Origin of the sequence: Pseudoalteromonas sp. S1612 (assembly GCF_005887175.1) — a bacterium.
GTDB classification, from domain to species: Bacteria; Pseudomonadota; Gammaproteobacteria; order Enterobacterales; family Alteromonadaceae; genus Pseudoalteromonas; species Pseudoalteromonas undina.
This window is the reverse complement of the sequence record NZ_PNDH01000002.1, coordinates 1-25,281: the sequence shown is the minus strand read 5'-3', so window position 1 is coordinate 25,281 and position 25,281 is coordinate 1. Positions and strand designations below refer to the sequence as shown.

The 25,281-nt window shown below is 40.5% G+C and carries 21 protein-coding genes; 14 read left to right on the top strand and 7 right to left on the bottom strand.

From position 1 onward, the window contains the following. The first annotated feature begins 2 nt into the window (after positions 1-2). The 9 genes from serC to CWB78_RS00365 all read left to right on the top strand — a co-directional run bounded on the left by serC (position 3) and on the right by CWB78_RS00365 (position 7,942). A complete protein-coding gene (gene serC / locus CWB78_RS00405) occupies positions 3-1,085 on the top strand; it encodes a 3-phosphoserine/phosphohydroxythreonine transaminase (protein ID WP_010389922.1) in 1,083 nt (360 codons plus the stop codon). Beyond that, positions 1,085-2,362, top strand: coding sequence for a 3-phosphoshikimate 1-carboxyvinyltransferase (aroA, locus tag CWB78_RS00400; protein WP_138593893.1), 1,278 nt, complete (start codon positions 1,085-1,087; stop codon positions 2,360-2,362). Before serC ends, aroA begins: the two co-directional genes overlap by 1 nt. A 107-nt stretch (positions 2,363-2,469) precedes the next feature. Next, positions 2,470-3,180, top strand: a complete 711-nt coding sequence (cmk, locus tag CWB78_RS00395) for a (d)CMP kinase (RefSeq protein WP_010389925.1) — start codon at positions 2,470-2,472, stop codon at positions 3,178-3,180. Between the two features lie 95 nt (positions 3,181-3,275). Beyond that, complete coding sequence (gene rpsA, locus CWB78_RS00390) at positions 3,276-4,943, top strand: 30S ribosomal protein S1 (RefSeq protein WP_002961176.1); 1,668 nt, start codon at positions 3,276-3,278, stop codon at positions 4,941-4,943. 67 nt (positions 4,944-5,010) lie between these two features. Beyond that, positions 5,011-5,298, top strand: coding sequence for an integration host factor subunit beta (gene ihfB / locus CWB78_RS00385; RefSeq protein WP_008114744.1), 288 nt, complete (start codon positions 5,011-5,013; stop codon positions 5,296-5,298). 21 nt (positions 5,299-5,319) lie between these two features. Then, the gene (locus CWB78_RS00380) at positions 5,320-5,601 is read left to right on the top strand and encodes a lipopolysaccharide assembly protein LapA domain-containing protein (protein ID WP_008114742.1); all 282 of its coding nucleotides are present in this window, start codon (positions 5,320-5,322) and stop codon (positions 5,599-5,601) included. A gap of 2 nt (positions 5,602-5,603) precedes the next feature. Then, positions 5,604-6,740 carry a lipopolysaccharide assembly protein LapB gene (lapB, locus tag CWB78_RS00375; protein ID WP_010389928.1) on the top strand — a complete coding sequence of 379 codons (1,137 nt, stop codon included), beginning with the start codon at positions 5,604-5,606 and terminating at the stop codon, positions 6,738-6,740. A gap of 33 nt (positions 6,741-6,773) precedes the next feature. Further along, positions 6,774-7,478 carry an orotidine-5'-phosphate decarboxylase gene (pyrF, locus tag CWB78_RS00370; protein ID WP_138593892.1) on the top strand — a complete coding sequence of 235 codons (705 nt, stop codon included), beginning with the start codon at positions 6,774-6,776 and terminating at the stop codon, positions 7,476-7,478. A gap of 89 nt (positions 7,479-7,567) precedes the next feature. Next, positions 7,568-7,942 carry a hypothetical protein gene (locus CWB78_RS00365; RefSeq protein ID WP_010389930.1) on the top strand — a complete coding sequence of 125 codons (375 nt, stop codon included), beginning with the start codon at positions 7,568-7,570 and terminating at the stop codon, positions 7,940-7,942. 55 nt (positions 7,943-7,997) lie between these two features. Here the strand turns inward: CWB78_RS00365 and CWB78_RS00360 are convergent, their stop codons facing one another. Continuing rightward, the gene (locus tag CWB78_RS00360) at positions 7,998-8,828 is read right to left on the bottom strand and encodes a CvfB family protein (protein WP_138593891.1); all 831 of its coding nucleotides are present in this window, start codon (positions 8,826-8,828) and stop codon (positions 7,998-8,000) included. A 2-nt stretch (positions 8,829-8,830) separates the two neighbouring features. Beyond that, on the bottom strand, positions 8,831-10,153 hold the full coding sequence (locus CWB78_RS00355; protein ID WP_010389932.1) for a DEAD/DEAH box helicase: 1,323 nt from the start codon (positions 10,151-10,153) through the stop codon (positions 8,831-8,833). 204 nt (positions 10,154-10,357) lie between these two features. Here CWB78_RS00355 and trhO point away from each other — a divergent pair, with 204 nt between their 5' ends. After that, the gene (gene trhO / locus CWB78_RS00350) at positions 10,358-11,365 is read left to right on the top strand and encodes an oxygen-dependent tRNA uridine(34) hydroxylase TrhO (RefSeq protein WP_010389933.1); all 1,008 of its coding nucleotides are present in this window, start codon (positions 10,358-10,360) and stop codon (positions 11,363-11,365) included. 127 nt (positions 11,366-11,492) lie between these two features. On the opposite strand, the gene CWB78_RS00345 is transcribed toward trhO, so the two are convergent. Continuing rightward, the gene (locus CWB78_RS00345; protein ID WP_010389934.1) at positions 11,493-11,921 is read right to left on the bottom strand and encodes a hypothetical protein; all 429 of its coding nucleotides are present in this window, start codon (positions 11,919-11,921) and stop codon (positions 11,493-11,495) included. 221 nt (positions 11,922-12,142) lie between these two features. Between CWB78_RS00345 and CWB78_RS00340 the strand changes: the two genes are divergently transcribed. The 4 genes from CWB78_RS00340 (at position 12,143) to CWB78_RS00325 (ending at position 18,939) form a co-directional block, all read left to right on the top strand. Next, on the top strand, positions 12,143-13,159 hold the full coding sequence (locus CWB78_RS00340) for an efflux RND transporter periplasmic adaptor subunit (protein ID WP_372239238.1): 1,017 nt from the start codon (positions 12,143-12,145) through the stop codon (positions 13,157-13,159). Positions 13,160-13,161: 2 nt separating this feature from the next. Then, positions 13,162-16,245, top strand: coding sequence for an efflux RND transporter permease subunit (locus CWB78_RS00335; RefSeq protein WP_010389937.1), 3,084 nt, complete (start codon positions 13,162-13,164; stop codon positions 16,243-16,245). Between the two features lie 93 nt (positions 16,246-16,338). Then, the gene (locus tag CWB78_RS00330; RefSeq protein WP_054200884.1) at positions 16,339-18,234 is read left to right on the top strand and encodes a DUF294 nucleotidyltransferase-like domain-containing protein; all 1,896 of its coding nucleotides are present in this window, start codon (positions 16,339-16,341) and stop codon (positions 18,232-18,234) included. A gap of 3 nt (positions 18,235-18,237) precedes the next feature. Continuing rightward, the gene (locus CWB78_RS00325) at positions 18,238-18,939 is read left to right on the top strand and encodes a 3'-5' exonuclease (RefSeq protein WP_138593890.1); all 702 of its coding nucleotides are present in this window, start codon (positions 18,238-18,240) and stop codon (positions 18,937-18,939) included. 77 nt (positions 18,940-19,016) lie between these two features. On the opposite strand, the gene CWB78_RS00320 is transcribed toward CWB78_RS00325, so the two are convergent. From CWB78_RS00320 to pxpB, 4 genes are all read right to left on the bottom strand, one after another. Next, entirely contained in the window at positions 19,017-20,597 is a 1,581-nt protein-coding gene (locus CWB78_RS00320) for a BCCT family transporter (RefSeq protein WP_010389940.1), read from the bottom strand. Positions 20,598-21,374: 777 nt separating this feature from the next. Continuing rightward, entirely contained in the window at positions 21,375-23,042 is a 1,668-nt protein-coding gene (asnB, locus tag CWB78_RS00315; RefSeq protein ID WP_138593889.1) for an asparagine synthase B, read from the bottom strand. Between the two features lie 320 nt (positions 23,043-23,362). Continuing rightward, positions 23,363-24,301 (bottom strand): 5-oxoprolinase subunit C family protein, encoded by a 939-nt coding sequence (locus CWB78_RS00310; protein WP_138593888.1) that lies wholly within the window; start codon positions 24,299-24,301, stop codon positions 23,363-23,365. Further along, complete coding sequence (pxpB, locus tag CWB78_RS00305; protein ID WP_138593887.1) at positions 24,294-24,953, bottom strand: 5-oxoprolinase subunit PxpB; 660 nt, start codon at positions 24,951-24,953, stop codon at positions 24,294-24,296. Before pxpB ends, CWB78_RS00310 begins: the two co-directional genes overlap by 8 nt. Positions 24,954-25,281: the final 328 nt, after the last annotated feature.

Sequence of the window (25,281 nt, the reverse complement as noted above, 5' to 3'; positions counted from 1 at the left end):
TAATGAGTATTTATAATTTTTGTGCGGGTCCTGCAATGTTACCACCGGCTGTAATGCAAAAAGCACAAAAAGAGTTTTTAGACTGGCAAGGGCTTGGCGTTTCAGTAATGGAAATGAGCCATCGCAGTAAAGAATTTTTAGCATTAACGGCTAAGTGTGAAGCTAGTCTACGTCGCTTAATGAATATTAGTGATGAGTTTGAAGTGCTGTTTATGCACGGCGGTGGTCGAGGTCAATTTAGTGCCGTACCTTTAAACCTCCACGTTGATGGAAAAAAAGCGGTGTATTGTGAAAACGGCGTATGGTCAAAAAGTGCAACCAGCGAAGCCGATAAGTTTACTCAAACTCACACAATTGACGTACGCAATGATGATAACGGTTTATTTTCTATTAAGCAGGTAGCCGATTGGGTTTTACCAGCCGATGCTGCATATATTCATTACTGCCCAAATGAAACTGTAGATGGTCTAGAGATTTTTGATGTACCTAGTCACCCAACAGCACCGATTGTCGCCGATATGTCGTCGACTATTCTATCGCGTGAAATTGACGTTAATCAATTTGATTTAATCTACGCAGGTGCTCAAAAGAATATCGGCCCATCGGGTATTGCTATCGTAATTGTTCGTAAAACGCTACTTGAGCGTGAAGGGCTAGCTAAGCCAGGTATTTTGGATTACGCCCTTGAAGCAAAACAAGGCAGTATGTTTAACACTCCACCTACATTTGCATGGTATTTAGCAGCTGAAGTATTTGAATGGCTTGAGCAAAATGGCGGTGTAAAAGCCATGGAAACACATAATACTGCCAAAGCGCAGCTGCTTTATGACTTTATCGATGAGTCTGATTTTTACACCAACAAGGTAGCAAAACATTGTCGTTCTCGTATGAATGTGCCTTTTTGGTTAGTTGATGAAAGCCTAAATGATAAGTTTGTTAAAGAGTCAAAAGAAGCGGGCTTATTAGCGCTTGAAGGGCACCGTATTGTTGGCGGTATGCGCGCGAGTATTTATAACGCAATGCCACTGGAAGGGGTTAAAGCATTAGTTGATTTTATGGCGGCTTTCGCAAAGGAGAACAGCTAATGGAGCAACTTTCTTTAGCGCCTATTTCACAGGTTAATGGCAGTGTTACTCTGCCTGGTTCGAAAAGCTTGTCAAATCGCATTCTATTATTGGCTGCACTATCAAACGGCACTACGGTTGTAGAAAACTTATTAGACAGTGATGATATTCGCCATATGTTGGGCGCCTTAGCGCAGCTCGGTGTGAATGTGACACTTAATGATGAGCGAACCATCGCGACCGTAGAAGGTGTAGGTGGCGTATTTAAAACGCCAACTGAACCACTGTTTTTAGGTAATGCAGGTACAGCATACCGTCCTTTAACTGCCGTGCTTGCAGCGATTGCTGGGGAGTATGAGTTAATTGGTGAGCCACGTATGGAAGAGCGACCAATTGGCCACTTAGTTGATGCACTGCAAGCCTTAGGTGGTAATGTTAGTTATTTAAAAAATAAAGATTATCCGCCACTTAAAATTGTCGGCGGACAAATAGCGGGTGGTGAAGTCGAAATTGACGGTAGTATTTCAAGCCAATTTTTAACTGCGTTGCTTATGGCTGCACCGTTATTTAAAGGTGATACTCAAATTAAAATTAAAGGCACGTTAGTGTCTAAGCCTTACATTGATATTACTCTTGATGTAATGGCGCGTTTTGGTGTTACCGTTGAGCATGACAATTACAGTACTTTCTTTGTAAAAGGTGCACAACAGTATCAAGCCGTTGAGCGAATTATGGTGGAAGGCGATGCTTCATCTGCTTCTTACTTTATTGCTGCTGCAGCAATTGCCGGCGGCGAAATAGAAATTAAAGGCGTCGGTTCTAAATCAGTTCAAGGTGATATTGGTTTTGCTAACGTTATGGAGCAAGTAGGTGCCAAAATTGATTGGTATGACGAACGTTTAGTTGTTCGTAAAGGTGAGCTTAACGGTATTGATATTGATGCGAATGCAATACCTGATGCTGCAATGACCCTGGCTACAGTTGCCTTGTTTGCAAAAGGGCCAACGGCAATTCGCAACATTTATAACTGGCGAGTAAAAGAAACTGACCGTTTACACGCTATGGCCACTGAGCTTAAAAAAGTAGGGGCTGAAGTAGTAGAAGGGCATGACTTTATTGAGATCACACCGCCAAAACAGTTTAATAATGTGGCTGTAGATACCTATGATGACCATCGTATTGCCATGTGCTTTGCAATGGTGGCAGTAGGGGGTAAGCCCATAACGATTAACGATCCAGCCTGTACTTACAAGACATTCCCAACATTTTTCAACGTGTTAGCATCTGTCAGTAAATAGGCTATTTATAAGTATTTATAAAAAGTTACATACTAAAAGCGGATAATCTTTAATAATTGACGTATAATGTGGCGGTTTATTTTGGTGTGCATTGAAGGAGGTTTTAAATGCCGGCGTTATTAATGCCCGTAATCACCGTAGATGGCCCAAGTGGTTCTGGTAAAGGAACTGTTTGTCGCTTATTGGCTGAAAAATTAGGCTGGGATGTGTTAGATAGCGGTGCAATTTATCGCGTACTTTCACTTGCAGCACTTCATCACCAAATTGCGTTAGATAACGAAGAAGCACTGGTTCCATTAGCTGCAAATCTTGATGTGCAGTTTTTGATAGACAGTGACACTAATGCAGGAAAGATTATTTTAGAAGGCGAAGATGTAACAACCACTATTCGTAATGAAGAAGTGGGAGCTGCAGCGTCTAAAGTAGCCGCATTGCCACGAGTTCGTGAAGCGTTACTTCGTCGCCAGCGTGCGTTTAGAACAGAAAATGGCTTAATTGCTGATGGTCGCGATATGGGCACTGTTGTGTTTCCTGATGCGCCATTAAAGATATTTTTAACCGCAAGTGCAGAAGAGCGTGCTCGCAGACGTTTTGTTGAGTTGAATGAGCGCGGGCTTGATGTTACACTAAGTGGTCTATTACAGGACATTCAGGCACGTGATGATCGCGATATGAATCGCGCCGTTGCGCCGCTTGTACCTGCAGAGGATGCGATTGAGCTTGATACTAGCGAACTCAACGCGCAGCAAGTCTTTGATAAAGTTATAACTTTATTAGATTCAAGCATCTCTGAAGGTAAGCTTCCTAAACGAAGCTAAACACATTTTATGCACCAGCAGGACGCCAGTGCTATTTTAACAACCCCATGCAGCATGGTTGCTTATTGGTATTAATATATGAGACGTATATTCGTATGTCAGAAAATTTTGCGCAGTTATTTGAAGAAAGCTTAAAGGGTTTTGAAGCAGAGCAAGGCTCTATCGTTAAAGGTACAGTAATCTCAATCGAGAACAATATTGTACTTGTAGATGCTGGTCTTAAATCAGAAAGTGCTATCCCTGCAGAGCAGTTCAAAAATGCTGCTGGTGAACTAGAAGTTGCTGTTGGCGACGAAGTAGATGTTGCACTAGATGCAATCGAAGACGGTTTCGGTGAAACTATCCTTTCTCGTGAGAAAGCGAAGCGTCACGAAGCGTGGATCCGTCTTGAGAAAGCATGTGAAGAGCAAGAGACTGTTACTGGTGTTATCAACGGTAAAGTTAAAGGCGGTTTCACTGTTGAAGTTGATTCAATCCGTGCTTTCCTACCTGGTTCACTTGTTGATGTTCGTCCAGTACGTGACACAACTCACCTTGAAGGCAAAGAGCTTGAATTTAAAGTAATCAAGCTTGATCAAAAACGTAACAACGTTGTTGTTTCACGTCGTGCAGTTATCGAATCAGAAAACTCACAAGAACGTGAAGAGCTTCTTGCTAACCTTGTTGAAGGTCAAGAAGTTAAAGGTATCGTTAAGAACCTTACTGACTACGGTGCATTCGTTGACCTTGGTGGTGTTGATGGTCTACTACACATTACTGACATGGCGTGGAAGCGTGTTAAGCACCCTTCAGAAATCGTTAATGTTGGCGACGAAATCGCAGTTAAAGTTCTTAAATTCGACAAAGATAAAACTCGTGTATCTCTAGGTCTTAAACAGCTTGGCGAAGATCCATGGGCAGCTATCGCTGGTCGTTACCCAGAAGGTTCTAAACTTTCTGGTCGTGTAACTAACCTTACTGATTACGGTTGCTTCGTAGAAATCGAAGAAGGCGTTGAAGGTCTAGTACACGTTTCTGAAATGGATTGGACTAACAAGAACATCCACCCTTCAAAAGTTGTTTCACTTGGTGACACTGTTGAAGTTATGGTTCTTGAAATCGACGAAGAACGTCGTCGTATTTCTCTTGGTCTTAAGCAATGTATTGCTAATCCTTGGCAGGAATTTGCTCGTCTACAAAACAAAGGCGACCAAGTTACTGGTAAGATCAAATCAATCACTGACTTCGGTATCTTTATCGGTCTTGACGGTGGTATTGATGGTCTTGTACACCTTTCAGACATTTCTTGGAATACACCTGGCGAAGAAGCTGTACGTGAATTCAAGAAAGGCGACGAAATCACTGCTATCGTATTGCAAGTTGACCCAGAGCGTGAACGTATCTCTCTAGGTGTTAAGCAAATCGAAGCTGACCCATTCAATAACTACCTTGATGCAAACAAAAAAGGTGCTATTGTTAAAGGTAAAGTGACTGAAGTTGATGCGAAAGGCGCAACTGTTGAACTTATCGAAGGCGTTGAAGGTTACATCCGTGTAGCTGATATCGCTCAAGAGCGCGTTGAAGATGCAACTACTGTTGTTTCTGTAGGCGACGAAATCGAAGTTAAATACGTTGGTGTTGATCGTAAGAACCGCACTTTAAGCTTATCTGTTAAAGCTCTTTTCGAAGCAGAAGAGAAAGAAGTACTAGAGAAGCTTAAGAAAGAAGAGCCAGTGTTCGAAAACGCAATGGCAGCTGCTTTCGCAAATGCACAAAAAGACTAATCAATTATAGTCTTTTAATTGGAAGGGCAGTTTATGCCCTTCCACTATTTCTTTTTAAGGAAACGCTATGACTAAGTCAGAACTGATAGAAACACTTGCTGAACAACATTCACATATTCCTGTGAAAGATGTTGAGAACGCTGTTAAAGAAATTCTTGAACAAATGGCCGGCTCATTATCTTCTTCAGATCGTATTGAGATCCGAGGTTTTGGAAGTTTCTCTTTGCATTACCGTGCGCCTCGTACAGGTCGCAATCCTAAAACAGGTGAAACTGTAGAGTTAGATGGTAAGCATGTACCTCATTTTAAGCCAGGCAAAGAACTACGTGACCGTGTAAACGAGAGCATTGCTTAGTAAACTTATTGGAGTAGTTACTTGTTCAAGGTATTAAAAATTATTCTGGCAGCACTATTTTTAATTGGTGCATTTGTATTGGGTTCGCAAAATCCACAATTAACACAAATTAACTACATAATAGCCAGTAATACATTACCTTTAGCCGTTATAATAAGTATCTGCTTTTTGTTAGGTGTTGTAGTGGGTTGCTTTGTGAGCTTTAAATTGTTTACGCAATTAAAGTGGCAAAATTACCGTTTAAAAAAGCAATTAACGCCTGAAAAAGATAATAAAAAGCGTATTGCCAACAAAGATACCTAATTATGATTGAGCTGTTGTTTTTACTGCTTCCTGTTGCCGCCGGTTATGGCTGGATCATGGGGAAAAACAGTGCGAAAAATCAGGCTCATCAATTTAATCGTCAAATAACTTCTGAATACAGTAAAGGCTTAAAGTTTTTACTAGACAGAGAAGAAGATCAGGGGCTTGAGCATTTAATTAATTTGCTCGAAGTAGCTGCTGACTCTGTAGAACACTATTCTACCTTAGCCACTATGTTTCGCCGCCGTGGTGAGCTCGACCGCGCAATAAAAATTCATGAATTGCTATTAAAACACCCAAGCCTTAACGAGAAACAAGCTGCCAATAGCCGGTTAGAATTAGCCGAAGACTATATCATGGCAGGTTTACTCGATAGCGCAGAAGAACATTTAATATGGCTGGTAAAAAATAACCATGAAGATGCTCTTGAGCCAATTATCTCCTTATATTCACAGACCCGTGAATGGGAAAATGGCATTAATATGTTTGAAGCGCATACTGAGCTTTTTTCAAAAGAGCAACACTTCAAAGCCATCGCAAACTTTTACTGTGAACATGCTATTGCCAGTAATAACCCTCAACTTATGCGCAAAGCTATTAGCTTAAACTTTAAAACAATCAGACCTCTATATGAACTCGGTTTGTCTGCCTATACAAAAGAGGATTACGTTAAAGCAATTTATTATTGGCGAGAACTTATCTGCCAATTTACCTTTTTTGCGCCATTATTTATTGATAAGTTAGCGCATAGTTATAAGCAACTAAAATTAACCCATCAGTTTCATGAACTCGTTGCTGAGTTATTAGAAAAAGGTGGAGTAATGATAAAAATACAGCACTGCCAAGCGTTGCTTGAGCAAGGCCACACTGAACAAGCCTTTGAGTTTTTAACTGATAGTTTAAAACGTCAGCCCACCATCCGTGGTTTTAGTTTTTTATTGCAGTTAATGAGCGCCGAAAATAAAAATACAAAAGATGTGCTTAATCAAATAGATAAACTTGTTACCTCATATATTGCTACTAAGCCTGACTTTCAATGTCAGCATTGTGGCTTTACAAGTTACACCATTTATTGGAATTGCCCTTCGTGTAAACATTGGGAAACCATTGTGCCTAGCAGAGGCTTAGACGGATTTTAATCTTTATACTTTTCGCTCACTAGTAGGATAGTTATGTCTTTCGAACAATCAAAAAAAATTCTTATCGCTCTTGATTATGATGATCAGCAAACTGCTTTAGCTTTTGTTAAACAGTTATCACCGGATACCTGTCGATTAAAAGTGGGTAAAGAAATGTTCACTTATTTTGGCCCTGCATTTGTTAAAGAGCTGGTTGATTTAGGTTTTGATGTATTCTTAGATTTAAAGTTCCACGATATTCCAAATACCGTTGCTAAAGCGGTAACTGCAGCGGCTAAAATGGGCGTGTGGATGGTTAATGTTCATGCAAGTGGTGGTTTTGAAATGATGCATAAAGCTAAGCAGGCACTTGAGCAGTTTGGCGATAAAGCCCCATTATTGATTGCAGTGACCGTTTTAACCAGCATGGATGAAGCAGAGCTTAAACGTTTAGGCATTAGTAAATCACCACAAGAGCAAGTGATGCACTTAGCAAAACTAACCAAACAAGCAGGGCTTGATGGTGTAGTGTGTTCAGCACAAGAAGCTGAAATTCTAAAAGCGGCTTTAGGCAGAGAATTTAAACTAGTAACCCCAGGTATTCGTCCTGCTGGTAGTGATGCGGGCGATCAAAAACGTATTATGACACCTAAAGAAGCCATTGAAGCTGGCAGTGACTACCTAGTAATAGGGCGTCCTATTACTCAGGCACAAAACCCGGTGCAAGTATTGAGTGATGTAAATAAATCAATAGCTTAAACTTAAAGTTTGCATAATTATAAGGAGTTTATTACAACTCTTTTTGTTTGTGCTACATTTAATTACGGCTATGCAGTGAGGAACTAACTTTGCGTTTAATAATGTTTGTAGTGGTAATTATCATTAGTGGCTTTGCTGTTAATAAATATGTTTTTTCAACTAAAATGTATGATGATGTTTCGAATGTTACTGATTTGGTATCTGATTACCCCGTTGATTTGTTTAAGTTTAAAAAAATCGCTCAAAATTATGCTCAGCATTTGTGCTATACAAATGAAGGTGTTTTAGCTGGACTTAATATAAGTAGCAAAGAGTGTGTTGATGTACACGATGAAATGCAGAATGAGTGTACAAAAAAAGTTTTTAGATTAGCGCCGTTAAATATGACGTCTAAGAAAGAATTAATTGAATATTCAAATCAATATTCACGTTGTACCTTACCTTACAAAAACATTAAGTTATAAATTTTAGATACGAAAAAGCCACCTAAGTTTATACCTAGGTGGCTTTTTTATTGAATTATTTTAAACGAATAGACTTAGCTTCAATATCAATTAAGCCTTGTTTAAATAACCCACCAATGGCTTTTTTGTAGTTTGCTTTACTGGTCGAAAATACTTTTTTAATTAATTCAGGTTCAGACTTATCGCCTATGGCTAATATGCCACCTTCATCTTTTAGTTTTTCCATAATTTTTTCGCCAAGTTCACTGACTTTACCCATACCTGGCTTTTCAAGTATGACGTCAATTTTTCCGTCTTCACGTACTTTTTGAATAAACCCTTTGAGCTTTTGACCAACAAATAGGTTTTTAAATACCATGTTGTAAAATACAACACCAAAATGAGATTCTTCAATAAGTACTTTGTAGCCGATATCGGTTTTACCTGCCACAATTAAATCAACTTCTTGCAAGTGGTTATATTGCGGCTCGTCTTTTGATAAAAAGCGATTAAAGTTGGTTGAAGCACAAATTCGTTGACTAGCATTATCAAGATATAAACGTACTAAATACGAGTAACCTTCTTGCATACGCGGTTTTTGTTCATTAAACGGTGCAAGCACGTCTTTTTCTAAACCCCAATCTAAAAAAGCACCAATGCTGTTTATTTCTTTAACGCGCAGTAGGGCATATTCACCGACTTGTGCGTGTGGTTTTTTAGTTGTTGCTGTTGGCAGGTTTGCGTTATCTAAAAAGGTAAAAACGCTGATGCTATCGCCAGCTTCAAGTTCATGTTTAATCTCGTGTTTAGGTAAAAATACTTCACCTAAGTCATGGCCATCTAAATAGGCACCTTCGTTACTGACTTCTTTTACAAATAGGGTTTGGGTAGTTCCAAGGTAACTCATAATTATTCCTGCTCAGGCTTTTTTTTACGACGCATCGGGGTATCACCATCAATGTTGAGTGGTGCTTTAATTGGGGCTGCTGGCTTTTTAGGTTTTGCTTTGCGTTTTTGCTGTGGCTTTTTGTCAGCCACTACTTTTTTAATCGGTTTAACTGGCGTCACTTTTTTCTCTTTGATGCCTTTAAATTTCGCTTTTAAACCATCAACCACCGCAAACGACAGTTCGTCATTTAAAAATGACTTAATTGCTAAGTAACTTGCCCAATCTTTAGGACCAACAAATGATAGCGCGTTGCCTTTAAAACCAGCTCGGCCTGTGCGACCAATACGGTGAACGTATTCTTCAGCGTGTTTTGGTAGATCAAAATTAATAACATGGGTAACACTGAGTAAATCTAAACCGCGAGATGCAACATCAGTAGTAATTAATATTTTAAAGTTCTCACGGCTAAACGCATCCATGATATCAAGGCGCTTACTTTGAGTTAAATCCCCGGCTAGTGCGACAGACTTAAAGCCTTTACTATTTAATGCCTCGCTTAAGCGACTGGTATCAGCACGTGTAGCGGTGAATATAATACATTGCCCTACATTGTCTTGATTAAGAAAATGCTCAAGTAGCGCTTCTTTATGATCAAGATGATCGGCTAAATACAATGTTTGTTTAATATCACTGTGTTGCTCATTGGCTGCACTGAGCATAATTTGTTTTGGTTTTTTTAATAAATTACGCGAAAGGGCATCAACTTGAGCATGATCTAATGTCGCTGAAAACAATAGGGTCTGGCGTAATCGGTGATCTGCCAGTTCATTAATTAACTTAAGCTGGTCGGTGAAACCTAAATCCAAAATACGGTCAGCTTCATCAAATATAAGTAGCTCTAAGCCACTTAACTGTAAAGAGCGTTGCTTTAAGTGATCGGCTAAGCGCCCTGGTGTAGCAACCACAAAATGTGGGTCGTTGCGCAGTGCTTTAATTTGGTCGTTAAAGTTTTCACCACCGAGAATTTTAACTGCCTTGATATTGGTACCGGCAATAAGTAACCGTAGTTGGGTGAACACTTGGGTCGCAAGCTCACGAGTTGGAGCAACAATAAGTACACGAGGATCACGTTTACTGAGTGCTTTTTGTTTCATTACTCGCTGCACTGCAGGTAATAAAAACGCTAAAGTTTTGCCTGACCCAGTTTTTGACTGAGCGAAAATGTCATGTCCAGCGAGTGCCGTTGGCACAGCATGAGCTTGAATATCGGTAGGCTGGGTGATCCCTTGGTGCGCTAATTGTGTTTCTAGGCGAGTATCAATCCCAAGATCAGTAAAGTGCAATGTATATTTCTCCAATATGAGCAAGTCTTGTAAATTTATCCGCGCATTATAGCCCACTGAGCCACTGCGCTAACAGTAAAAAGCGCATTATCATCCATTTTTTTGCATTTAAATAAAAAAAGCGTAAAATACGCGCCCCATATGCGCCGGATTTACGATTCGGTAAACGCCCCTTGCGGGGTTTAAAGGCAAAATAGGAAAACCATGACTGCTATCCATAAAGATAATGTAACCAGCGATCACTTTGTTGTGTGCGCACTGTATAAATTTGTTTCTTTACCTGATTTTGAAGCACTTCGCCAACCTTTACTTAATGTAATGGAGCAAAACGACGTGCGTGGTACTTTGTTAATTGCCGCAGAAGGAATTAACGGAACTGTTTCAGCAAAACGTGAAGGCATAGATAACTTACTGGCGTGGTTAGACACCCAGCCTAATTTAGACAATATTGTTACTAAAGAATCATATGATGACGAATGCCCGTTTTACCGCACTAAAGTAAAACTTAAAAAAGAAATCGTGACTATGGGTGTTGAGGGCGTTGACCCCTTAAAAGTAGTGGGCAGTTATGTTAAGCCAAATGAATGGAACGCCCTTATTTCTGATCCAGAGGTTATCCTTGTTGATACCCGAAATGATTATGAAATTGAAATTGGTACGTTTCAAAACGCGGTCGATCCAAACACGAAGACGTTCCGCGAATTTCCGCAGTGGGCCAAAGAAAATCTCGACCCAGAAAAGCATAAAAAAGTAGCTATGTTTTGTACAGGTGGTATTCGCTGTGAAAAATCAACAGCTTATATGAAAGAGCAGGGCTTTGATGAGGTATACCACCTTGAAGGCGGCATATTAAAATACCTAGAAGAAGTACCAAAAGAAGAAACCATGTGGGAAGGCGAGTGCTTTGTATTTGATAACCGTGTCGCGGTAAATCATGACTTACAAAAAGGCTCATATGATCAGTGTCACGCATGTCGGATGCCTATCACAGAAGAAGAAAAACAAAAGCCTGAATACATGGAAGGGGTGTCGTGTCATCATTGTATTGATGATGTAACCGACGAGCAGCGTGAACGTTTTGCTGAGCGTCAAAAGCAAATAGAATTGGCACAAGCACGCGGTGAAGGCCACATTGGTAACGAAGCACAAGCTGCTTTACAGCAACGTAAAGAAGCAAAAAAAGCGCAAAAAGACGCACAACGAAATAAATAATACCACGCGTTTATTTATTCATTAAAAAACCTCAGTAAATACTGAGGTTTTTTATTTAAAAGTAATTTATAAATAGCGAGCTACATTGCTTAGCAGCTTAAAGGTTTGATACTCACTTTGAGCTTAATCAACGAATACAATAACTTTTATCTATCGGCGTAAGTGTAATTTTATTAGCTGAATTTACAAGAACACATTCTGTGTTTTTATCGAGTTTTTTCTTTTGAATAACCGTAAATTCACCTTCATCAGCAGCGTATAAGTTATACTGATAAGCCGTATTACCTCCCTCAAATAATGCAGTAAATAACCCTCCAACTAAACCGCCTACAATAGCGCCACCAATCATTTCTTCGCTGTTGCCATCTAAGCTGTCAACAAAGCCAAAACCCGCTCCCGCAGCTATGCCTGTTCCAACTTCTGAGGAAAGTGTTACTTTTTGCTCTGACTCAACAGATGCATAATAGCGTTTAATTAATTGATTTTGACTCGTACGATCAACCCCTTGTGATGCACAGCCACTAAGTAGTAAAACCAAAATTATACTTTTATTCATAAATACTCGTTTGTATATTCACTCTAATGACCAAAGCATAGTGTTTAATACGCACAAAATATGTGGTGATTTTGTAGGCTGGTGTAAGAATGTGTAGTAAATACGTGGGTGTTTAATTTCAGCGTGTTGTTTTGCTAATTTGTCGTACTAAGCTATTTATTGATCATAGAGGTGTTAAACTGCGTAACATAATGGAAATAATAATTAATTAGGGTGATCCTTTGAAGTCGCAAAATCTTTTAATGGGCATAACGGCCTTATTTTTATCGGTTAGTTTGCCAGTAACTGGTGCTAGCGTGGTCGTTGAAAATATCGCTATGGAACAAGCCCAACAGCAGGTTCAGGCCGTTGGTAATGCTGAAGCTATCCATTCTGTTATTTTATATCCTGCCGTAGGTGACAAAGTAGCAGCGGTTCATTTTAAACCTGGCGATAAGGTTAAAGAAGGTGATATTTTACTTGAGCTAGATTCACGTAGGCAAAAAGCGGCCCTTGAAGAGGCTAAAATAAAATTAGCAGATAGTCAGCGAACTTTAAAACGTTTAAAACAAAGCCAAGCTAAAGGAGCTGTTCCGCAAAGTGATGTAGATGATGCAAAAACCATCGTGGAGCTTGCAAAAGTTACTCTCACTCAAGCCGAAACTGAATTAGAAGACCGCCAAGTCCGTGCCCCTTTTAATGGCACTATGGGGCTGACTGACATTGAAGTGGGTGACAGAATCACAACACAAACAATGATTGCTAGCATCGATGATACCCGCCAGTTATACATTAATTTTAACGCGCCTGAATCAGCGATTGCGATGCTCAGAAATAATGCTAGTGTACGCGTGTTCCCATGGCAATCGCAAGCGCCTATTGAGGCAGAAATAGCTTATTTAGACTCACGTATAGACCCACAAACTCGTACCTTAAGAGTCAAAGCAAAGTTAAATAACAAAGATCAACAATTCTTACCGGGTATGAGTTTTCGAGTACATATAGAAGTATTAGGTCAACGCTTTGCCGCTATTCCTGAAGCAGCACTACTGTGGGGCGCAACGGGTCCATATGTGTGGACGAGTGTGGATAACAAAGCTACCCGGGTTGATGTGAAAATAGAGCAACGCTTGGCAGGGCGCTTACTCGTATCAGGGGCATTACAGCCAAACGATACGTTAGTTGTTGAAGGCGTTCAGCGCTTGCGAGCCAATCAAGAATTAAGCTTTACTGCACCTATCGCTAGTACGCAGGAGTAGCCATGAAACAGCAACCTATGATGCAAGACTTGCCGTCTATGGCAATTCGCCGCCCTGTACTTATTGTGGTGCTTAATTTATTAATAATTATTGCCGGTATCGCCGCTATAGCTGGCGTAGAAGTGCGAGAGCTTCCTGATGTAGATAGGCCGCGTATTACGGTATCAGCTTCGTTTCCAGGTGGTTCCCCAGAAACCGTTGACACTGAAGTCACCAGCAAACTTGAAGGTGCTGTTGCCCGTGTGAGTGGAGTTAAATCTATTCGTGCACAAAGTGAAGAAGGCAGCTCACGTATTGTGGTTGAATTTAGACCTGGTGTTAATCTGGATGATGCCGCTAATGAAACACGCGAGTCAGTTTCGCGAGTGCAAAGAGAGCTCCCAGAAGAGGTTGAGCGTGTATCTATTATAAAAGCCGATAATGATGCTGAGGCGGTCGTATCACTCACCGTATCAAGTGAGAGTTTATCGTTAGAGGCATTAACCGAGCGAGTTGATGTTGACTTAGCACCACAGTTTTTAACTATTCCCGGTGTTGCTGATGTGCGCTTAAACGGTGATAGAGAACGAGTGCTTAGAGTACGTATAGATCCGCTTAAGCTCAGTAGCTTTAATTTAACTATTCCTGATGTTGCTGACGTTCTCAGGCAAGCTCCCTTTGATGTGCCTGCAGGAAGTTTAAAATCAAACGATCAGCAAATCATTGTGCGTGCTGATGCTACCTCGGTCACACCAGATCAAGTCGGTGATATTATCATTCGTGGTGATACCCGTATTAGCGATATCGCCGCGGTATATTTTGGCCCGGCAGATCCACGCTCTATGGTTAGGCTCAATGGTAAACCCGTTATTGGTATGGAAATTATCCGCCAAGCGCAATCTAACACCATAGAAATATCAGATGAAGTTCTAAAGCTTATAGAGGGAATGCGTGAACGCTTTCCTCAGATGGAATTTACCTTAACATCAGATGATGCGCAGTTTATTAGAAGTTCAGTGGATGAAGTTATTAACTCATTAGTGCTGACAGTGCTGCTAGTTATCATCACTTTATGGGTGTTTATTGGTTCTTGGCGCGCAACCTTAGTGCCCGCATTTGCCATTCCGGTTGCTTTGATTGGCTCGTTAGCACTGATATGGGCACTGGGTTTTTCCATTAATATTTTAACCTTACTCGCATTGGTACTTGCTACAGGTTTAATCGTTGATGATGCGATTGTAGTGAGTGAAAACATTCAACGCCAACGTGGATTAGGGCTAGGCAGGCGTGCCGCAGCGGTTGTTGGCACCCGTGAAGTATTTTTTGCCGTTATAGCCACCACGGCAGTGTTAGCAGCTGTGTTTGTTCCCATCGCTTTTTTACCCTCTACAGCAGGGCGTTTATTCAGAGAGTTTGGCGGTGTTCTTGCCGGTGCTGTGATCATATCAAGCTTTGTTGCGTTATCGTTAGTGCCGGCACTTACCTCTAAGCTAAAGCTTAAGCAAGGCGGTTTTCATCCATTTGCTAAGCTTGGTAACGTACTTGCTAATTTATATACCAAAACAATTCATAAAGTACTCGATCATGCGTGGCTTACCTTTATTGCTTGTTTATTAGTGGCTGGTGGTTCAGGTGCGTTGTATATGAGCTTAGATAACGAGTTACTACCAACAGAAGATCGCGGTAAAATTAGAATATTTGCTCGTGGTCCAGATGGCGTAGGCTTAAACTTTATGGACAGGCAAGCCATTAAAATGGAAGACACTTTGCTGCCTTTCGTCGAAAGCGGTGAAATTGAATCTATTTACACAGTAGTTGGTCAATGGGACCCTAATATTGTGTTTATTACTGTGCCTTTAAAACACTGGGATGAACGCAACTTTAGTCAACAAGAAATCATCAATAAAATTCGACAGCCTTTAATGAATATTCCTGGAGCACCCGCATACGCAGGGGGGGCTAATAGTTTAAACTTACGTGGCCAAGGTGGCGGAATCGAAATTGCTTTACTGGGGCAAGATTACCTTGAAATATTTAAAGCTGCACAGCAGTTTTCAGCAGATCTTGAAAAAGCAGTACCTGAAGTTGCACCGGTTCGCGTATCGTATCAGCCATCGCAACCACAACTTCGCGTCAATATAGACAGACGACGCGCAGAAGAACTCGGTGTATCGTTAAGTGATATAGCCATTACCCTAAGAGCTGCCATTAATGGCGACGATATAGCCGATTTAAATATTGGCGACCAGTCAATACCAATTATGTTACAGGCTCAAAATCAAACCATTAATGACCCCAGTGATTTAGCAAATTTATATGTAAGCGCCCGCGATAATCAATTAGTACCGCTCAGTAGTGTCGCTAATATTACAGAGGAAGGCGTAGCTGCAGAGCTTGAGCGCCATGCTCAGCGACGTGCCATAGAATTAAGCATGGAATTACCCGAAGGTTTAACTATTGCCACACTGGTAGAGCAAATAAAACAAGTGTCTGAGCAATCATTACCAGCAGGTATTACCCTAGCGTTTAAAGGGGAAGCTCTGACATTTGAAGAGACCTCAAACGAAGTATTAATGACCTATGTATTGGCATTTTTAATTGTATTTTTAGTATTGGCAGCACAATTTGAAAACGTTAACAGCGCCATTGTGGTGATGATTACTGTGCCATTTGGTATTACATCCGCTATTTTAGCACTGTACTTAACCGGCACATCACTCAATATTTATTCGCAAATTGGTCTGGTAATGCTTATTGGTTTAATCGCTAAAAACGCAATTTTATTGGTCGAGTTTGCTGATCAATTAAGAGATAACGGGCTTAGTGTTCGAAAAGCGGTTGAACAAGCTGCACTGGTACGCCTACGACCCATAACCATGACCTTAATTTCTACTTTATTGGGTGCATTACCGCTTATTATGTCAACAGGTGCGGGCGCTGAGGCGCGTAATGCGATTGGCTGGGTGGTGTTTGGTGGACTAGCATTAGCGGTATTGTTTACGCTTTATTTAACACCGGTGATTTATTTAGGACTTGCACGTTTTACCAGCCCTCGCGGCGATGAGTCAAAACAATTAGCGCAGGAGTTAGAGCAAGTAGATAATTAATCGCTAACTATTTACGTAAATTGGCTATTTTTCTTTGAAAAAATAGCCAATTAGGCTCACAATTCAACTAGATTCACGCCACAAGGATTCCCTATGCAGGCCGAGCAAGTTGAAATAGCCCAATTTTTAGTTGAACATCCCCCATTTGATACGCTTCCTACTGAGGCATTGAACGAATTAGCAATGCAAATAGAGGTTGCTTACTTTCGTGCCGAAACTGATATCCTGCATTTAGGGCAAGATATTAGTGACTTGTATATTATTCGTAGTGGCTCAGTTGAGATTTCACGCCGTAATGGCGAACTCTATAACCGCTTAGCTACAGGCGGTATTTTTGGCCAAATGGGTTTATTGATGAACCGCAAAGTGCGGTTTCCAGCTCGTGCACTTGAAGATACCTTAACGTATTGTATTAATGTTAATACCTTCAACGAATACTGTGATAAATACGAAACCTTTGCTGACTTTTTCGAAGTTGATGGCAACGTACGCTTGCACCAAGCAATAGTAGAGCAAGCCGACAGCAATGATTTAACCACCGCAAAAGTTAAATCATTATTACATCGCGATGTAGTCACTGTTACTACACAAACCCCCATACAAGACGTCGCGTTTTTGATGACACAAGAATCGGTCTCTTCAGTACTTGTTACTGATATAGAAAAACAAATAAGCGACGATCCAGAAGAGGATGACGGTCAAGTCGTCGGGATCATCACAGATAGAGATATCCGTACCAAAGTTGTTGCCCAAGGACTTACGTTTGATACGCCGGCGAAAGAGGTAATGACCTCAGGGTTGGTTTTGCTCGATAGTAACTCTTACGTTTTTGAAGCTGTTTTAGCCATGCTAAGAGATAACTTACATCACTTACCTGTGGTACATAAAAAGCGACCAATAGGGGTGATATCGCTATCTGATATTTTACGCTATGAATCACAAAGTAGCTTATTGTTAGTACGCGGTATTTTAGCTCAACAATCGGTTGATGACTTAGTTCATTACGCCCGCCAATTACCTAATGTGTTTGTGCGTATGGTAAACGAAGATGCTAATTCGCATATGATAGGGACCGCTATGGCAGTAATAGGACGTACCTTTAAACAGCGCCTATTAGCCCTAGCAGAAGAAAAATTTGGCGAGCCGCCCATTCCTTATTGTTTTATTGCGCTGGGCTCAATGGCACGGGATGAGCAGTTAATTGTAACCGATCAAGATAATGCACTGATTTTAGATAATAGCTTCGATGAGGCATTGCACGATGAGTATTTTCAAAACTTATCAGACTTTGTGTGTGATGGCTTGGCTAAGTGTGGCTATACCTATTGTGATGGTGAAATTATGGCCTCGTTTAAAAAATGGCGTATGACCCGCGAACAATGGCAAGAAAAATTTGCTAGCTGGATGGCCGAGCCCAAACCGCAAGCACTGCTCAATAGCTCGATATTTTTTGACTTAGATGGTGTGTGGGGTAAGTTAAAGTGGGCCGATGAGCTTAAAACGCTGGTGGCAAAAGAAAGCAAAGTAAATAAACGCTTTTTAGCTAACCTTGCTGCTAATGCTCGCAATCGAACGCCACCATTGGGATTTTTTAACGGCTTTGTACTTGAGCACAATGGCCAACATAAGCGCTCAATGAACTTAAAACGTCGTGGTACAGCGCCGCTATCTGATGTGGTTCGCGTTCATGCATTAGCGGTCGGTTCACGTAAACAAAATTCGTTTGAGCGCTTAGAGGATATTATCGAGGCTAACTTATTACCCAAAGGCAAAGCACAAGATTTGCGTGATGCATTTGAATATATTGCCACTGTACGTATTCGCCATCAGGCATGGCAGATAGAGCAGGGGGAAGCGCCCGATAATGATTTAGACCCGCATTTACTCTCACCATTTGAGCAAAGTAATTTAAAAGAAGCTTTTGCGATTTTAGAAAAAGCGCAAAGCTTTTTAAAGTTTAGTTATTCTGCTCATTCAGGTGTGAAATAAGTTATGGCTAAATCACCGTTAGATTGGCCACGTCGTTACGAGCAGCTTTTACATAGTGCGGAAAACTCGTTGCTTAAGGAGTTTTATAAGCAGGCATTTACCAATCAGACTGCTCCACTTAAAGGTGTACCTTTTGTGGCGCTAGATTTTGAAACAACAGGTCTGGACGCTAATACCGATGATATTGTTAGTGTGGGGTTAGTGCCTTTCAATGTTAATCGTATTTACTGTAAAGAGAGCCGCCATTGGGTAGTACAACCACGACGAGATTTGAGTGAAGAGTCGATTGTTATCCATGGTATTACCCACTCAGAAGTGGACGAAGCTCCCGACCTCAATCGAATTTTAGCCCCACTTCTTGATGCACTTAAAGGGAAAGTGGTGGTGGTGCATTATGCCGCCATTGAGCGCCATTTTTTTTATAATGCGCTGCTCACACGTATAAAAGAAGGGATTGAATTTGCTCTAGTCGACACTATGGAAATTGAAAGGCGAGCGCTTAGAGCGCGTCAAGGGCTACTAGGTAGGCTATTTAATACAAAACTAGGCTCATTACGGTTAAGTGATACAAGGGAGCGTTATTCCTTGCCATTGTATCAAAACCATAATGCACTGACTGACGCTTTAGCCACCGCAGAATTACTGCAAGCTCAGCTGAGTTATCATTATCGGTTAGATACACCACTAAGTGAAATTTGGCTTTAGCGAAACGTTATAAAATATTATAGGAAAAATAGAGTAAAAAAAACGCCGCAATTAGCGGCGTTTTTTAATGTAGGGTGTTATTTAACTGGGCGAGGCTCAGTTCGTAAACCTAAAATTAAGCTTACACACATTAATAGTAAAACAATGGTAAACGGTAGACCGGTTGAAATAGCCCCAGCTTGTAGTGCTTCAATCGCTTGAGTACCACCAATCCAAAGTAATGCAGCAGCAATTGCGCCCTCAACAGTAGCCCAAAAAATACGCTGTGGTACCGGTGCATCAATTTTTCCACCTGCTGTGATTGAATCAATTACAAGTGATCCTGAATCAGAAGAAGTAATAAAGAATACCAGTACTAATACAATAGCAATGAAAGAAAGCACACTCGCCATTGGCATTTCATCAAGCATTTGGAACATCGCCATAGGGACACTTGTTAGACCGTCAGTCCCAAGAGCACCAATACCATTAACTACTTGGTCAATTGCGATGCCACCATAGATAGACATCCACAGGATAGTAACCGCTGTTGGAATAAGTAATACCGCGGTTAAAAATTCACGGATTGTACGACCACGCGAAACACGCGCAATAAACATACCTACAAACGGTGACCATGAAATCCACCAAGCCCAGTAGAATACTGTCCAACCATGCATCCATGTTTCATCTTCACGGCCATGTGGGTTACTCAATGGAATAATGTTCTCTACATACCCCATTACCGTGTTAGGGATATTACCCATAGAGACCGCAAAACCAACTAAACATACAAATACTAGTAATACTAAAGCAATGAGCATATTTACGTTACTAAGTAATTTAACGCCGCCATCAATGCCTCTAATAACAGAGACGACTGCTAGTAATGTAACACCTGTAATAACCAGAATTTGTGAACCTACGCCACCTTCAAAACCAAATACATGATTAATACCGGCAGAGGCTTGTTGTGCACCTAGCCCAAGTGACGTTGCTAAACCAAATAAAGTTGCTAATACAGCTAAAATATCAATTATGTGACCAGGCCATCCCCACGCTTTATCACCTAAAATTGGGTAAAAAATCGAACGAATAGAAAGCGGTAAGCCTTTATTGTAAGTAAAAAATGCTAACGAAAGCGCAACTACAGCATAAATTGCCCAAGGGTGAAGACCCCAATGGAACATAGTTGCACCCATTGCCATTTTCGCGGCTTCTGGTGTGTTAGCTGTTACATTGAGCGGCGTTTCATACCAACCAGTGTAGTATGCAACTGGTTCAGCAACACCCCAGAACATTAAGCCAATACCCATACCTGCAGCAAATAACATTGCCAGCCAAGAAATACGAGAATGCGATGGTTTAGCATCGTCACCGCCTAAGCGGATATTGCCATATGGTGAAAAAATTAAAACTAAACAAAAAATAACAAAGAAGTTAGCAGCCCACATAAATAAGCCGTCAAAATTATTAATAATATCGGTTTTGATACCATTTAGTGTTGTTTTAGCTACTTCGGCATCTGACACTAGTACGGCGATTAAAAAAAGTGCTATTAACCCTGCACTGATCCCGAATACAGGGTTATGTATATCAAATCCCCACTTTTGTACGTTGTCTTGACCTACGGTGTAGTCCGTATTATCAATACTGTACTTGTCATGATTCTCGCTCATGCAATACCTCATTGGTTAATGAAACAGGTTGGCTTAATGCCAGTTTTTTATAGTTCACTGTATTCGTCTTATTAGATTTATAACTAAAGCTAATAACACGAATAGTTAGAAGACTAACTAATTTAATTGCCCATCATACCTTTACTAATTGGGGAGTTAAATATTAAATGCAAAAGATTTAACACTTTGGCAAAACTTTAAGCTACTTTTGTCTTTTTATTGTACACATCTGGCAGCTGAACAAATGATAACTAATGTGTCAGCTAATTATTTTATAGTCGTATATAGCATTGAATGCAAAGCTAAGTGAATGAATATTCGGCCTAATCAGACAAGCAAATAACTAAAAAACGCTATTGAATACGTAAAAACTAACTCAGCGTTTTAAAATCACTATTAATTTATTAAATGATTTTTTAATGACATTTTAACTATGTTTTTATGATTTGGGGTAATGAGCTAGATAGCTATTTTTCATGAGGTTAATGAAAAAGCGAGATTGAAATAGTTTTTATAAAAAGCGACTAAATCTTACTGTTTAAACTAAATTGGTCAAAGGTTTATCTCACCTTTGAGATTTAATTTATAAAAATGGCGATGAAACGCTGCGCTTGTAAAGAAGTGACAAACAACAGTGATTAAACATAAATGATTAAATTGAATGGTTTTGATTTCTCATTCACTTCTTTTAGTGGAATAAAATTTTCAAGAAATTATTCACTAAGACAGCGAAGAAAAGCTGCAGTTTTTAACCTGCAGCGTAGATAGGGGGGGTAACTATTTTTTATATGCTTCATTGTGAACGCCTGCGGCGCGTCCAGATGGATCTGCATTGTTTTGAAATGATGCATCCCACGCCAGTGCTTCGGGGGTTGAACATGCTACTGATTTACCATGTGGTACACAGTTAGCAGAGGCATCGCCCGGGAAGTGCGATTCAAAAATACGGCGGTAAAAATACGCTTCTTTTGAATCTGGCGTGTTAATTGGGTATTTAAATTTAGCATTCGCTAGTTCTTGATCCGTTACTTGCTCATTCACATACTCTTTTAAAGTATCAATCCAGCTGTAGCCAACACCATCAGAGAATTGTTCTTTTTGACGCCATAAAACGTCATCTGGTAGGTAGCCGTCAAACCCAGCACGCAAAATATGTTTTTCAATTTTTTCGTCTTTACACATTTTAGCTTCTGGGTTGATGCGCATGGCCACATCAACGAACTCTTTATCTAAAAATGGCACGCGTGCTTCAACACCCCAGGCAGCCATTGATTTATTAGCACGTAAACAATCAAACATATGCAGTTTTGATACTTTACGGTTAAGCTCTTCATGAAACTCTTGTGCATTGGGTGCTTTATGAAAATATAAATAACCACCAAATAATTCATCGGCGCCTTCACCTGAAAGTACCATTTTAATGCCCATAGCTTTAATTTGGCGTGCCATTAAGTACATAGGGGTTGAGGCACGAATAGTAGTTACATCGTAGGTTTCAATGTGATAAATCACTTCTTTAAGAGCATCAATACCTTGTTGAATAGTAAAAATAATAGGGTGGTGAATAGTACCTATCATATCAGCCACTTTTTGCGCTGCTGCTAAATCGGGAGAGCCCTCTAAACCCACTGAAAACGAGTGCAGTTTAGGCCACCAAGCGTCACTTTCATCGTTGTCTTCAATACGTTTTGCGGCAAAATGTTGAGTAATAGCTGAAATAACCGACGAATCTAATCCACCAGATAGTAATACACCGTAGGGTACGTCACACATAAGCTGGCGTTTTACCGCGGCTTCTAGAGCATCTTTTACATCTTCTGCCTTGGCATCGTTGTTTTTAACTGCGTCGTAGCTTTGCCAATCACGTTGGTAGTAAGGTGTTAATTTACCGTCTTTGCTGTAAAGGTAATGCCCAGGTGGGAACTCTTCTATATGTTTACAAATAGGTGAAAGCGCTTTTAGCTCTGATGCTACATAAAAGTTGCCATGCTCGTCATGGCCTGTATACAGTGGAATAATACCAATGTGGTCGCGACCAATTAGGTAAGCGTCTTGCTCTTCATCATATAAACAAAAGGCAAAAATACCATTTAAGTCATCTAAAAATGCAGGCCCTTTTTGTTTATACAGGGCTAAAATAACTTCACAATCTGACTGCGTTTGAAAATCAAACTCGACTTCTAAATTAGCGGCAAGCTCTTTGTGGTTATAAATTTCGCCATTTACCGCTAAAATATGCGTTTTTTCTGGGTTGTATAATGGTTGCGCACCGCTTGATACGCCTACTATTGCTAAGCGTTCGTGCACTAAAATTGCTTTGTCTGATGAATACACCCCTGACCAATCAGGCCCGCGGTGGCGAAGCAGTTTGGACATTTCGATTGCCTGAGCGCGTAACTGGCTGGGATCCGATTTAATATCGAGTACGCCGAATATTGAACACATAATTTTTCCTCATTCCTATTAAGTGCCTACGATAGCGAGTTTGCTAAAGACTAACCTTGTTTTATCAGAAATAAATACCTAAGTCACATGGCTTTTTTAAAATAATAAGAATAATTTATGCACCAAATAAATTGGCGCTGCACCAATGTGGTGATATTGGCAAGGAGATTAAAATGCAATGTGCAATTTTTAATTTAAAATTACGTTAAAGTTAAATTAAATTGCAACAATTAGTTTGCCTTGCACCAAGAAAGTGCAAAGCGAAAACTAAATAAATAGCGGTTGAGTTACTCAGTGAGTGAGCGTGAGTGCACTATTAATTAATCCCAGTAGCGGCTTAAACTCAGCTTAAGTTGTGCTAGGTGAGCATCGAGCTTATTTTTTGCAGCATTTGCTTGCTCAAGTGATACAAATTCAAAGGTGATTGGATCGGCAGTTCTAAATTGTGCAAACTGATGTAAGTCGGCTTCTATCACATGCGCTATTAAAGGATAACCCCCCGTTGTTTGCCCGTCATTTAATAACACTATAGGATTGCCATCAGGTGGAAGCTGTATGCTCCCAGGTGCTACGGCTACAGAGGGCAATGAAAGTGTATGTTGCATAATATCAGCATTTTTATGATCTAAGCGCACCCCCATACGATTACTATTTGGATTAATAGTAAATGCGGTATCACAAAAAGCATTAATGCACTCGGGTGTTAGTAGCTCATAATGAGGCCCAACATGTAAACGGATAATATTACGTTTTGGCGGAGTAAGGGCGCCCTTATTACATATCCAAGGTTTAGTATAAGGACTTATGGCTAGCACGTCGCCGCTTTGCAGTGCACGGCCATTAAAGCCTCCAATGGCTGCCCCTAAATCTGTAGATTTAGAACCCATAACCTCTGGGCATTCAATGCCGCCTTTTACTGCAATATAAGCACGAGATCCACCACGGCCAGTTGCAAATTTAAGTGTTTGCATTGCTTTTATTGGGTAACTCCAGCCTGGATAAAGTGGGTGTCCATCAAGGGTTGCTTTGAGGTCGGCTCCATGAAGGGCAATAACGGTATCACACTGAAATTGCAGTTCGCATAAACCCACGGTTAATTCCAGCACGGCAGCGTTGTCGGTGTTATTTAATAAACGGTTCGCAATAATGTGTGCATAGGTATCAAGGCTACCTGAGCGGCTTACCCCTAAATGTCGAAAACCCACACGGCCTAAATCTTGGATTGTTAGTTGAATACCGCTCTTGATTACTTTAATCATTGCTTACTCCTTTTACAGGCATAAACTCTATGGTATCGCCAGGTTTAAATAAGCAAGGATTAGCCGCTTTAGAATCAAATAAGCAGGCATCAGTGTGAGCAATAATATGCCAACCACCTGGTGAATCTTCAGGGTAAATACCTGTTTGGTCTGCTCCAATAGCAATTGCGCCTTTAGGTACACTCACTCGCGGGTTATCGCGCCTTGGGGTAAATAACCGTGAGTTGAGCCCATGTAAATAAGGAAAACCGGGAACAAAGCCTAAAAATAGAACGTGATATAACTCCTTTCTATGTAAGTTAATCACTTCATCAATTGTGAGTTGATGATAGTTAGCTACGTAATCTAAATCTTCACCTTGGTAGTAGGTATTAATTTGGTGGTGCTGGCTATCAAACGGATAATCATCTACTTCCTCCCATAACTTAGCTAAGCTGTTGTGCCATTTATGGAGCATTTCTGAAGACTTTAAATACAATGTTAACGAGTTCATAGCTGGTACCAAATCGATAAATTCATTGCTGTTTTTACAGTGTTGGGCGAGTGCCCAAAGCTTTTTTTGCGTCGCAAGTATGTGTGGTTCGCTGTAGTGAGAAACATCAAAAAGCAGGCTAGAGTTCGTTAAAATTTTTATACTAGGAATCATGCTCATATCGATAACTCATTAATATTAATTACATTTAAGCTATCACAGTCGCTGTAATATTACGATATTAATAGACAAACTCGGATCGAATGTACTCTCTCATCCGTAAAGTTTTGTTGTGTGTGAAATTAATTGTTGAGTTTACAGGTCTGCTTTAGGGTCTGTTGACCTTTGCGGATTAAAATTGTTCAAACTAGGAGCGGTTTAATCGCGGCGCGAGTTTTGTAACCTAGTGGGCTAAGTAAAAACCGAGCAACAAAGACTAAATCGCTCCTAGGCAGAACCCTTCGGGCAGCGCCTGGTTGGCATTGATGCTGCGTTATCACCTATTTAT